The sequence below is a fragment of the Pseudomonas gingeri genome, from assembly GCF_013385425.1.
Lineage (GTDB): Bacteria > Pseudomonadota > Gammaproteobacteria > Pseudomonadales > Pseudomonadaceae > Aquipseudomonas > Aquipseudomonas gingeri_D.
In genome coordinates this window covers 37,768-48,756 of sequence record NZ_JACAQA010000021.1, presented here as the reverse complement: position 1 = coordinate 48,756, position 10,989 = coordinate 37,768, and the positions used below count along the sequence as shown (strand labels likewise).

Below are 10,989 nucleotides of genomic sequence, written 5' to 3'. Positions count from 1 at the left end.
GCTTGCTGGCGATGGCGTCCGCGAATACACCGCAGGACTCAAGGGCCTCATCGCCAGCAAGCCGGCTCCTACAAGGTCGGTGTTCGCCCCCACCACCGATGTGAATCTAAATTATTTTCAATCAACCCTATCACTTTCCGAATTTCGCTCGGCCCATAGGCATTGAGAAACATTTCCATTCAGGAACCCGCCCTATGTCCCGCCCGCTCGACACCTTGCTGCGCCCCAGTCTCCTCGCCGCCGCCATCGCCCTTGGCACCCCGTTGCTCAGCCCGACGCTGATGGCGGCCGAACAGACTTCCAGCGTTCATGCCTACAACCTGCCGGCCGGACCGCTGGGTTCGACCCTGAGCCAGATCGCCAGCCAGGCGGGCCTGGCCCTGAGCCTCGACCCGGCGCTGGCCTCGGGCAAAACCTCGGCACCGGTCAAAGGCCAGTTCGACGCCATCACCGCCCTGCACACCGCTCTTGGCGGTACCGGTCTGCAATTGATCCAAAGCAGCGCCGGGACCTACACTCTGATCGCGATCCCGAGCGGCGTCGTGGCCTTGCCGGAAACCAATATCACCGGCCAGGGCATTGCTGAAAGCGCCTGGGGCCCGGTCGAAGGCTATACCGCCACCCGCACCGCCGCCGGCACCAAGACCGATACGCCGATTGTCGAGGCACCGCGCTCGATTTCGGTCATTACCCGTGAACAGATGGAAGACCGTGGCGTCCAGAACCTCGACGACGCCCTGCGCTACACCCCCGGCGTGATCGCCAGCAGCTACGGCAGCGATTCGCGCGCCGACTGGTTGCGGATCCGTGGCTTCGAACCGACCCAGTTCCTTGATGGCCTGCCACTGCCCAAAGGTTCCTACGCCAACCCGAAACTCGAAACCTGGGACCTGGAACGTATTGCCGTCCTGCGTGGCCCGGCCTCTTCGGTCTATGGTCAAACCCCGCCGGGCGGCATGCTCGACATGGTCAGCCGTCGCCCCGAGGCCGAGAGCAGCCACGAAGTCCGTGCCGAAACAGGCAGTAATAACCGCAAACAGATCAGTTTCGACAGCACCGGCAAAATCGACGACGACGGCCGCTTCCTCTATCGCATCGACGGGGTCATCCGTGACGGCAACACGCCCATCGACGATGTCAGCGACAAGCGCTACAACATCGCACCCAGCCTGACCTGGAATGTCGACGACGATACGCACCTGACCTTCCTGTCCGCATTCACCCGCGACGATACCGGCATCAGCGGCCAGTTCCTGCCCCTGCAAGGCACCAAGCTGCCTTCGGCGGCCGGGCCGATTTCACACAGCAAAAACCTCGGCGATCCGGATTCGGACTACTACGACCGCACTTACTACGCCCTGGGTTACGCCTTCGATCACCGTTTCAACGATGTCTGGCAGTTCAAACAGAACCTGCGCTACACCAAGAGCGAGCTGAATTTCCGTCAGGCCTACGCCTCCTTCGGCGATGTCGTCGCGCCGGACGGCACCCTGACCCGTCTGGTCGACAAGGTCGACGAAAACATCAGCCAGATCGCACTGGACAACCACTTCCAGGCCGACTTCCAGACCGCTGCCCTTAGCCACACCGTCCTGCTGGGGCTGGACCATCAGCGCACCGATACCCGCTACAAATGGCAGGAAGGCAACGCGCCTGACAGCAACGTGAACAACCCGATCTACGGGCAAAACTTCTCCAATATCGCTTACAACACCTTCTACAACTACAACCAGAAAACCAACCAGACCGGCCTGTATGCCCAGGACCAGGTCGCGTTGGACAAGTGGCGCCTGACCCTCGGCGGTCGTGAGGACTGGATTCACACCGGCACCACCTTCTTCAACAATAACAACGCCACCCACACCCAGCGCGACAGCGCCTTCAGCGGCAACGCCGGCCTGAGCTATGTGTTCGACTCCGGGATCGCTCCGTACATTTCCTATACCGAGTCGTTCCAGCCATCCGCGGGCGCCAACGCCAGCGCAACCCAGTCCTTCAAACCGACTCAAGGCCATCAGTACGAAGCCGGTGTGAAGTACCAACCGCCAGGCAGCAAGACCCTGCTCACGGCGGCCGTCTTCGACCTTCGCCAGAAAAACGTCTCGGTCAGCGACCGTGGCATCACCAGCCAGATCGGCGAAACCAAGGTCCGTGGCCTGGAGCTGGAAGCCACGTCCGACGTGACCAAGAACCTCAAGCTGATCGCGGCCTACACCTACACCGACTCGGAAATCCTCAAGGGCGACGACCAGGGCAACCGCCTGCAACTGGTACCGCGTAACCAGGCGTCCCTCTGGAGCGACTACACCTGGCGCACCGGCTTCCTCGATGGCTTCGGTGTCGGCGGTGGCGTGCGTTATGTCGGCGATACCTTCGGCAACACGGCCAACACTCCCAATGGTCACGTCAGCGCCTACACCGTCTATGACGCTGCGGTGCATTACGACCTGGGTCGCCTGAGCAGTTCCCTGGCCGGTGCGTCGGTGGAAGTCAACGCGAAGAACCTGTTCAACAAGGACTACCTCTCCACCTGCGACGGCACCTGGTGCTACTACGGAGACCAGCGCAGCGTGGTCGCCGCCGTGAACTACAAGTGGTGACCCGCTAACTCTGTGGCGAGCGGGCTTGCCCGCGCTCGGCTGCGAAGCAGTCGTAAAACCGTAATCCCGATTGTGTCAGACACACCGCGATTACAGGTTTTGGGGGCGCTTCGCACCCCAGCGTGGGCAAGCCCACTCGCCACATAGCTGACCCCGCCAGCTGATTGACCTGCGTTGGGCCACCGAGTGGCCCTTTTGCATTTGGAAATGCCATGAAAAGCCAAACCATCCGCCGCTGGTCCTTTGTCCACACCTGGACCAGCCTGATCTGCACGCTGTTCCTGCTGTCGCTGGCACTGACCGGCCTGCCGTTGATCTTCCACCACGAGATCGACCACCTGCTGGGCGACGCCGCCGCACTGCCAACGCTGCCCGCCGACACCCCGCGCCTGGACCTGCAGCAACTGGTCCGCGCCGCCGAGGCCCATCGTCCGGGCGAGGTCATGCAGTATTTCGGCTGGGACGAGGACGAGCCCGAAGGCGTGACCACGATCATGGCGAAAACCGCCGGCACCGAACCCAACGCCTCCCACACCTTCATGCTCGACGCCCGCAACGGCCAGACCGTGGAACTGCCCTCGGCCAATGGCGGGCTGATGATGGTCATGCTGCGCCTGCACGTGGATATGTTCGCCGGGCTCCCCGGCAAACTGCTGCTGGCCTTTATGGGCGTGCTGTTCGTGCTGGCGATCATCTCCGGCGTGGTGCTCTACCTGCCGTTCATGCGCCGGCTGAAGTTCGCCAGCGTGCGCCGCGATAAATCCACCCGCCTGCGCTGGCTCGACCTGCACAACCTGATCGGCATCGTCACCCTGACCTGGTGCCTGGTGGTGGGCATCACCGGGGTGATCAGCGCCTGTGCCGACCTGCTGATCGCCGCCTGGCGCACCGACACCCTCGGCGCCATGGTCGCGCCGTACCGCGACGCCCCGCCGCTGACCGAGCTCGCCCCGGCCACGCGCCTGCTGGAGATCGCCGCCGAGGCCGCCCCCGGTATGCGCCCGGACTTTATCGCCTTCCCCGGCACGCGCTTTTCCAGCGAACACCACTACGCCGTCTTTATGAAAGGCAGCACCCACCTCACCTCGCACCTGCTGACCCCGGTGCTGATCGATGCCGCCACCCTGCAAGTCACCGCCGTCGGCCAACGCCCCTGGTACATGGACGCCATGGGCATGTCGCAACCGCTGCATTTCGGTGACTACGGCGGCCTGCCGATGAAGGTGCTCTGGGCGGTGCTGGATGGCTTGACCATTATCGTGCTCGGCAGCGGCGTGTACCTGTGGTGGGTACGCCGACGGACTAGCCTGAAAACCGAGGGCGCACGATGAAACCGCGCGCTTCGAATTTCTGGAAGGTCTTCGGCATTCCCGTGTTGATCGCCCTGCTCAGCGCGGCCGGCCTGTTCGCCGCGCTGTTGGGCGACGGCGCCTGGGATGCGCTGAGCTGGGTGGGGCTGGGGATTCCGGCGGCTATTTCCCTGCGCGGGCTGTTCGGCCGTCGCCATGGATAACCGCCGGAGAGGCTTTCAAGACAGAGCGCCACGTGACCTGCCTGTAAAGCTTTCAGTGGTCTCACGGGCCCTATCGCGAGCAAGCTCGGCTCCTACAGGGACCGTGCTTGGTCTTGACTGACTAGCCAACAGACGGGCCAGCTCCGCGCCCCATTGCTGATCCTCGCGTAACCCCAGCGACCTACTCATGGGCAGCTCCCCTATCAAAGTTCAGCGCCTCGGCAGGCTTGCCCTGGCCAATCCCGTACCAGTCGAGTTTGCGGGTCAGCACCATAAACACTCCGAGCAGACAGAACAGCAGCAGCGAGCCCATCAGCAACGCATAGTCCTCGGCGCTCAGCAGCCCATAGAGCAAACCATACAACGCGGCCAGGCCGATGCCGAAACCCAGGCCATGGGTCAGGCTGCGCAAGACATGGCAGACATAGAAGCCGATCAACGCCACACAGGCCCCAGCCGACAACAGATAAGCCAGGCCAAACCCAAGGTGCTCCGACAGCGACAGCAACAGCAGATAAAAGAAAGCCAACGCCACGCCGACCAGGGCGTACTGGACCGGATGCACCGCCAGGCGCTTGAGCACTTCGAAGAGGAAGAAGCCGGCAAAGGTCAGGGCGATAAACAGCAGCGCATATTTGATCGCCCGGTCGGACTTGAGGTACTGGTCCACCGGTTCGATAAAACTCACGCCGAAGCTGCGGGCCTTGAAGCCATCGCAGTCGCTGGTCGCCAGGCAGTTGTTCAAGGCTTCACGCAGATTGGTGGAGAAGAACGAGGTCTGCCACTGGGCGCTGAACCCCTGGTCGGTGACTTCCCGTTTGACCGGCAGGTAGTTGCCGATAAAGCTCGGGTGCGGCCAATCGGCACTCAGATGGATGCTGCTGGTCTTGCCCACCGGCAGCACCTGCAACTGACCGGTGCCTTGTAGCACCAGGTCGAAGGAAAAATCGAGGCGCTGCTCTTCGCGGCCATCGACCCGCGGCAAGTTCACATGCACACCGTCACCCAGCCAACTGACCTGGGTCCCGGGCCGGAACTCCAGGTTCTGGCTGCCCACCTGCAAGGTCAGGGCGTTTTCGATGCCACGGATATCGCTGATGCCCACCGCCAGGTACGGCTCGTCGAAGCGGTAATCGGCAAAGTCCTCGGTGATACCCAATTGCAACGGCAGCACGAAGTTACCGCTGATCTGGTTATTGGCATGAAACAGCCGCGCCTCGTAAATGCCCCGCGAGCGCAGTTCGGTCTGAACCTTGCCATCGAGCTCAAAACGCTCCGGCAAGAAGTACAGGCGCCCGCTGACTTCGCTGCTTTGCTGGTAGCGCTCGCCCTTGGCATCGGTCTTCCATTCGCGAACGGTCTGGCGATACGGCACCACCAACAGCGGACCATTCAATTGCTGGCTGTAGCTGGAACTGCGTGCGATATCTTCCAGGACACCGTCGCGCAAGCGCTGACGTTCGCTGATCACCCCGTCGATCATCATCAACGGGACCAGCAACAACAGCATCAGTAGGGCAATCGCCCCGAGTTTTATAGCCAGACCGCGGTTCATGGGTTCTCTCCCTGTTGGTATGGGGGAGAGTCTGCGCAGCCTGTGTGGGGGCTTGATGGGACGAATGTGGAGACTGTGTGGAGATGCGGTGTTTATCCGGGAAAGCTCAGGCCGACCTCGACCCCGCCGGGCACATTGCCGATGTGCAGTTCGCCGCCGTGCAGCTTCATCACTTCCTCGACAAAGTTCAGCCCCAGCCCGGTGCTTTTGCGGCCGCTACCTGGCCGTGGAAGGGAGTAGAAGCGTTCGCTCAATCTCGGCAGGGCATACTCGGGAATCGCCTCGGCCTGGTTGAACAGCGTCAAGCACAGCTGCCGGCCCTGGCGTTCGGCCTTGAAGTGCACAAGCCCTTCCGGCGGCGTAAAGTCCAGGGCATTGTCCAACAGATTGCCGATGGCCTGACGCAGTAGGAAGGGTTCGCCGAATACCTTCAGGTCCGGTGCAATCGACTGCTGCACCTGCAAGCGTCCGCGTTCGATCCGCGCGGCCTGGGCCTGCAAGACTTCATCCACCAGGCTCCCCAAGGGGATCTCGACCTGCTCCTCCAATACCTGACGCTGCTCCACCAGTGCCAGGTTCAGCAACCGCTCGATCAACCGCTGCATCCGCGCGCTTTCACTGTCGATATTGCCGACAAAACGCTCGCGCTGGGCTTCCGGCATCTCGCCCTGCAACAGCTCCGCCGCCCCACGAATCGCCGCCAACGGGCTTTTCAGTTCGTGGGTCAGGGTGTGCACGTAACGCTCGACATAGGCCTTACCCTCCAACTGCGTGCGCATATGCTCCACGGCATTGGCCAACTGCGCCATCTCGCCGCCGCGATAGCGTGGCAGCTCGGCCTTTTGACCTTCGCTGACCGCCTGGGCGTAAGCGGTCAGGCGCCGCAACGCCGCGCTCAGCCACCAGGACAACAGCGCGCCGAACAACAGGCCCAGGCCGATCAGCCCGGCGCCGTACATCAGCAGGCGGTGCTCGGTGCGATCCACATAAGGCTGCAACGAACTATTGGGCTTGGCCACCGTGACCACGCCAATGATCTGGCCGTTGTCGGTGATCGGCGCGCCGACGTGCATCACCGAGGAGTTCGGATCGCCGTCCACCGTGCGGGTCGAGCGGGCGCCATACTCGCCGCGCAGGGTCAGGTAGACATCGTTCCAGTTCGAATAGTCCTGCCCCACCGCCTGCTCGGCGGAATCGAGCAAGACGATGCCACGGGCGTCGGTCACATAGATCCGGTGGTTGACCTGATTCTTCTCCAGGCCCCAGATGGTCGCCGCCGGCTTGCGCTGGCCGTAGGCCTTGAGTGCCTGCGGCAGGCGACTCTGGCTGAGGGTGCCGTTCTTCACATCGTCATGGAGGATTTCCGCCAGCAGGTTGGCGGTGTCCACCAGGGTTTCTTCGGTGGACTGACGCACGCCGGGGCGGATTTCCTTCATCACCGTGTTCAGCACGAAATAGCCGGTCAGGCCGACGAAAAGGAAGTACACCAGGAAAATCCGGATCCCCAACGGCATCAGCTGTTCCCCGGACTGTAGCTGTAGCCCAGGCCGCGATGGGTCTGGATCGGTTCGGCATCGCCAGCCACCGCCCGCAGCTTGGCTCGCAGGCTCTTGATATGGCTGTCGATATTGCGCTCGTAGCCGGCGTCCGCCGCCACGCCCAGCGCATCGAGCAATTGCTCGCGGCTGAAGACCCGTTCGGGTTGCTCCAGCAGGCTGGCGAGCAGGCGGAATTCGTGACGGGTCAGGTTCAAGGGCTGGCCGCGATAGCTGATCTGTACCCGTTCGTGATCGACCAGGAAGCGTTCACTGGAAACCGCCGACAGCGCCGGGGGCACCACACGCTTGAGGATCGCCCGCACCCGCGCCGCGACTTCCCGTGGGCTGAAGGGCTTGACCACATAATCGTCGGCACCGATTTCCAGGCCCACCACGCGGTCGATCTCACCATCGCGGGCGCTGAGAAACATCACCGGCACTTCGGTAAAGCGCCGCAGCTGCTTGCACACCTCGAAACCGCTGATATCCGGCAGGCCGATATCGAGGATCAGCAGGTCGGCCGGCGTCGTGCGCTGGTGCTCGACCGCCGCGCCGCCGAGGTTCAGCCAGGTGGTGGTGAACCCTTCACCCTGCAGGGCGTAGATCAGGGTATCGGCAATCGCCGCTTCGTCTTCGACAATCAGGATATGGGGCATGGCGTCCGAGCACTGGTGTTGATCGCGCAACGGTGCCGGACGCGTGCCGCCCCGTCAATCAGCAGTGGGGTTGGTCGGCGGTATAACGCCGCGCCGGGTTCACCGCCGCGCCGAATTCGCGCAGGGCCTTGGCGCCGATCAGCAGCGGGTAGTTGAAGCCGCTGCGGTTGGTCAGGTTGACCTCCACGCTACGCTTGACGTTACCCAGGCACATATCCAGTTCCACCACCGGGCGCTTGCTCGCGTCGCTGGCTTCGCCGTCTTCGTCTTCCTCGGTACGGGTCTTGATCTTGCTGATGCGCGCGACCTTGTGCTCGTAGACCTTGCCGTCGGCATCGGCCGTGCCCAGGCGGAAACGCACCCAGTCCTCGCCGTTGCGCTTGAACAGCTCGATGTCCTTGGCCGACAGCGAGGCGGTCAACGCACCGGTGTCCATCTTGGCCTTGAAGGTCTGGCCGATTTCCGGCAGCTGGATATATTCGTAGCGCCCGTAGAGGGTCGGTTCGGCCGCCATGACCGGCAGGGCCAGGAGGGACAACAGGGCAAGAATGGATTTCACTTCGGCTGTACCTTTGGGTGGACGCACAAGGGGCGCCATTTTAGACCGCTGTTCGCGCGTTGGTTCATGAACAAATCTGACAGACCACTATCAACCTATCCGACATCCCGTGAAACATTTGTCGCCCGGGCAATTTGGCGTCTGCCCGCGCCCGCCTTTATCATGGCGCGCCCTCACGTTTTGAAAGAGTCCCTGTATGCGCCGCCTGCTCACCGGCAGTTTCGTCACGTTCCTGCTTTTGCTCAACACGCTGGTACTGTTCGGCCCGCTGATGCTCTTCGCCCTGCTCAAGCTGCTGCTGCCCGGTCGTTTTCGCGACTACGCCAGCGCGGCGGTGATGTGGATCGCCGAAACCTGGGCCGAGATCGACAAGCTGATCTTCGCCCTGTGCATCCCCACCCGCTGGGATATTCGCGGTGCCGAAGGCCTGCGCCGCGACACCTCGTACCTGGTGGTCTGCAACCATCAGTCCTGGGTCGATATCCCGGCGCTGATCCAGACCCTCAACCGGCACACGCCGTTCTTCAAGTTCTTCCTCAAGAAAGAGCTGATCTGGGTGCCGTTCCTGGGCCTGGCCTGGTGGGCGCTGGACTATCCGTTCATGAAGCGCTACTCCAAGGCCTTTCTCGACAAGCACCCGGAACTCAAGGGCCATGACCTGGAAATCACCCAGGCCGCCTGCGAGCTGTTCAAGCGCCAGCCGGTGACCGTGGTCAACTACCTCGAAGGCACCCGCTTCAGCCCGGCCAAACGCCAGGAGCAGGACTCGCCCTTTACCCATCTGCTCAAGCCCAAGGCCGGCGGCGTGGCCTTCGTGCTGGCGGCCATGGGCGAACAACTGGACGCGATCCTCGATGTCACCGTGGTTTATCCACAAGAGCGGATTCCGGGGTTCTGGGATTTGATCAGCGGCAACCTGCCCAAGGTCATCATCGACTTCCAGACCCGCGAATTGACCGCAGATCTGTGGCAAGGCGACTACGAGAACGACCCGCTGTTTCGCCAGCAGATCCAGGACTGGGTCAACCAGCTCTGGAGCGAGAAGGACCAGCGTATCGCGGCGCTGCGCAGCGAGAGCGCGTCGACAGAACGGTCCGTTTGATCAGCCCATAAAAAAACGCATCGCGCGGCTTGAACCGTGCGATGCGTTTTTATGCGAGCCCGATGCCTGATCAGCTACCGGCGCCCCAGATACCACCCAGGCTCTTGAGCAGCGGACCACCGACACCCTGCTGTCCCAGGTATTGCAGGATCACCGGAGCAAACTGGCCGACCATGCCGCTGTCCATGCCCAGGGCACCGAAGGCCTTGTTCAGGTCACCGGTGTTCTGCACATTGCCCAGCGCGCTGCCCACCGCCGACGAGTTACCCGACTGGCCGAGCAAACCGCCCAGGCCGGACAAAGCACCCGCGCCCGAGAGCTGGTCGAGGCCCGGTACACTTTTGCTCAACTGCGAATAATCGTTGCCACTGAGTTTGTTCTTCGCCAAGCCCAGCATCGCACCGGTACCACCCACCGCCTGTTCCGGGGTGACATGCAATTGCGAACCCAGGGCGCTGAGCAGACCGCCAGCCGGGGCCGCCGCATTGCCGCCCTGCCCCCCTTGCATGGACGAGACCGCATTGGCCGCATCGTTCAGGCTGAACGCCGCAAACACCGGGGTAGCGGCGAATGCCAGGAGCGAAGCCAGTACAACACCGCGTGGAATCTTCATTGCAATACCTCGAAAGTCATCAATACCACCCGCCAGCAGGGACAGGCGCCGAACACTTGCCGTTGGAGTCAAAAAAACCGGACTTGTTCCGCACGCGCCGAATCCTCCTACCGTCCCCATAAAAAATTCAGCGGTCCCTGCATCCGATCCCCGCCCCCTTGCGTATATCAAGCACGGACAGAACTTCCTGGCCGACTTCATACCGACAAGGATTCCCCATCATGAAATGCACTTCGATCAAAGCGCCCCTGATTACCAGCTTGTTGACCCTCGCGTTGTCCGCTGGCCTGGCCCAGGCGGCGAGCATGAGCATGGACCACGACAGTGTGATGGTCGGCGGACAAAGCATGCTGCCGAGCAAGGACATCGTCGACAACGCGGTCAATTCCGCCGACCACACCACCCTCGTCGCCGCCGTGAAGGCCGCCGGACTGGTGCCGACCCTCAAGGGCCAGGGCCCGTTCACCGTCTTCGCCCCGGTCAACTCCGCCTTCGCCGCCCTGCCCGCCGGCACCGTCGACACCCTGCTCAAGCCGGAAAACAAAGGCACCCTGACCCATATCCTCACCTACCACGTGGTGGCCGGGAAACTCGACATGGCCGAACTGAGCAAGCGCATCAAGGCCGGCGGCGGCAAGACCGAGCTGACCACCGTCGCCGGTGGCAAGTTGTGGGCGATGATGAACGGCCCGCACAACATCGTGATCAAGGATGAGAAAGGCACCACCGCCGACATCACCACCTACGACGTGATGCAATCCAACGGCGTGATCCAGGTGATCGACAAGGTGCTGCAGCCCAAAAGCTGAGACTCGCCACACCGCCACTCTACCTGTAGGAGCCCGCTTGCGGG

Annotated in this window: 10 protein-coding genes; 5 read left to right on the top strand and 5 right to left on the bottom strand. The window is 62.5% G+C overall.

Translation table 11 applies throughout. From position 1 onward, the window contains the following. Positions 1 to 194 precede the first annotated feature (194 nt). The 3 genes from HX830_RS23810 to HX830_RS23800 all read left to right on the top strand — a co-directional run bounded on the left by HX830_RS23810 (position 195) and on the right by HX830_RS23800 (position 4,113). Positions 195 to 2,600, top strand: coding sequence for a TonB-dependent siderophore receptor (locus HX830_RS23810; RefSeq protein ID WP_177102986.1), 2,406 nt, complete (start codon positions 195 to 197; stop codon positions 2,598 to 2,600). Between the two features lie 212 nt (positions 2,601 to 2,812). Next, a complete protein-coding gene (locus HX830_RS23805) occupies positions 2,813 to 3,931 on the top strand; it encodes a PepSY-associated TM helix domain-containing protein (protein WP_177102984.1) in 1,119 nt (372 codons plus the stop codon). Continuing rightward, entirely contained in the window at positions 3,928 to 4,113 is a 186-nt protein-coding gene (locus HX830_RS23800; protein WP_177102982.1) for a hypothetical protein, read from the top strand. Before HX830_RS23805 ends, HX830_RS23800 begins: the two co-directional genes overlap by 4 nt. A gap of 181 nt (positions 4,114 to 4,294) precedes the next feature. On the opposite strand, the gene creD is transcribed toward HX830_RS23800, so the two are convergent. From creD to rloA2, 4 genes are all read right to left on the bottom strand, one after another. Continuing rightward, positions 4,295 to 5,668, bottom strand: coding sequence for a cell envelope integrity protein CreD (creD, locus tag HX830_RS23795; protein WP_152741089.1), 1,374 nt, complete (start codon positions 5,666 to 5,668; stop codon positions 4,295 to 4,297). 92 nt (positions 5,669 to 5,760) lie between these two features. Then, a complete protein-coding gene (gene creC / locus HX830_RS23790) occupies positions 5,761 to 7,182 on the bottom strand; it encodes a two-component system sensor histidine kinase CreC (RefSeq protein ID WP_103499638.1) in 1,422 nt (473 codons plus the stop codon). After that, positions 7,182 to 7,862 carry a two-component system response regulator CreB gene (gene creB, locus HX830_RS23785; RefSeq protein ID WP_103499639.1) on the bottom strand — a complete coding sequence of 227 codons (681 nt, stop codon included), beginning with the start codon at positions 7,860 to 7,862 and terminating at the stop codon, positions 7,182 to 7,184. Before creB ends, creC begins: the two co-directional genes overlap by 1 nt. Before the next feature lie 58 nt (positions 7,863 to 7,920). Beyond that, on the bottom strand, positions 7,921 to 8,421 hold the full coding sequence (gene rloA2 / locus HX830_RS23780) for a retropepsin-like aspartic peptidase RloA2 (protein ID WP_177102980.1): 501 nt from the start codon (positions 8,419 to 8,421) through the stop codon (positions 7,921 to 7,923). Positions 8,422 to 8,617: 196 nt separating this feature from the next. Between rloA2 and HX830_RS23775 the strand changes: the two genes are divergently transcribed. After that, positions 8,618 to 9,523 carry an acyltransferase gene (locus HX830_RS23775; protein ID WP_177102978.1) on the top strand — a complete coding sequence of 302 codons (906 nt, stop codon included), beginning with the start codon at positions 8,618 to 8,620 and terminating at the stop codon, positions 9,521 to 9,523. Positions 9,524 to 9,593: 70 nt separating this feature from the next. Here HX830_RS23775 and HX830_RS23770 read toward each other — a convergent pair whose 3' ends face one another. Next, positions 9,594 to 10,136 carry a DUF2780 domain-containing protein gene (locus HX830_RS23770; protein ID WP_177102976.1) on the bottom strand — a complete coding sequence of 181 codons (543 nt, stop codon included), beginning with the start codon at positions 10,134 to 10,136 and terminating at the stop codon, positions 9,594 to 9,596. A 221-nt stretch (positions 10,137 to 10,357) separates the two neighbouring features. Here HX830_RS23770 and HX830_RS23765 point away from each other — a divergent pair, with 221 nt between their 5' ends. Further along, a complete protein-coding gene (locus tag HX830_RS23765) occupies positions 10,358 to 10,945 on the top strand; it encodes a fasciclin domain-containing protein (RefSeq protein WP_177102974.1) in 588 nt (195 codons plus the stop codon). The last annotated feature ends 44 nt before the right edge of the window (positions 10,946 to 10,989 follow it).

Bases quoted from the DNA above. Each gene is read 5' to 3' on its own strand.
- HX830_RS23810 (WP_177102986.1), top strand. From the start codon at position 195: ATGTCCCGCCCGCTCGACACCTTGCTGCGCCCCAGTCTCCTCGCCGCC.
- HX830_RS23805 (WP_177102984.1), top strand. From the start codon at position 2,813: ATGAAAAGCCAAACCATCCGCCGCTGGTCCTTTGTCCACACCTGGACC.
- HX830_RS23800 (WP_177102982.1), top strand. From the start codon at position 3,928: ATGAAACCGCGCGCTTCGAATTTCTGGAAGGTCTTCGGCATTCCCGTG.
- creD (WP_152741089.1), bottom strand. From the start codon at position 5,668: ATGAACCGCGGTCTGGCTATAAAACTCGGGGCGATTGCCCTACTGATG.
- creC (WP_103499638.1), bottom strand. From the start codon at position 7,182: ATGCCGTTGGGGATCCGGATTTTCCTGGTGTACTTCCTTTTCGTCGGC.
- creB (WP_103499639.1), bottom strand. From the start codon at position 7,862: ATGCCCCATATCCTGATTGTCGAAGACGAAGCGGCGATTGCCGATACC.
- HX830_RS23775 (WP_177102978.1), top strand. From the start codon at position 8,618: ATGCGCCGCCTGCTCACCGGCAGTTTCGTCACGTTCCTGCTTTTGCTC.
- HX830_RS23770 (WP_177102976.1), bottom strand. From the start codon at position 10,136: ATGAAGATTCCACGCGGTGTTGTACTGGCTTCGCTCCTGGCATTCGCC.
- HX830_RS23765 (WP_177102974.1), top strand. From the start codon at position 10,358: ATGAAATGCACTTCGATCAAAGCGCCCCTGATTACCAGCTTGTTGACC.